Annotated in this window: 1 protein-coding gene; it reads left to right on the top strand. The window is 47.6% G+C overall.

Annotated features, from left to right (window positions below):
• The coding region (locus V6255_RS18380; protein ID WP_341629420.1) for an Ig-like domain-containing protein at positions 1–227 on the top strand (227 nt) is incomplete at both ends.

Genomic DNA, 227 nt, shown 5'->3' with positions numbered 1-227 from the left:
CCCAATCACCATTGATGTAGTCGGTAATGATACGGATGTCGATAACGGTGAAGTTGCACCTGTTGATACCGTGACGCAGGGCGCTAACGGCACCGTTGCGATTAATGATGATGGTACGGTGACGTACACACCAAACGCCGATTTCAACGGCACTGATACCTTTACTTACACTAATGAAGATAACAACACTGAAACGGTGACCGTCACCGTTGCTCCAATTGCAGATA

It is taken from the genome of Psychromonas arctica (assembly GCF_038155225.1).
GTDB classification, from domain to species: Bacteria; Pseudomonadota; Gammaproteobacteria; order Enterobacterales; family Psychromonadaceae; genus Psychromonas; species Psychromonas arctica_B.
Note: the sequence above shows the minus strand (reverse complement) of the source record. Positions and strands in the feature narration are given on the sequence as shown.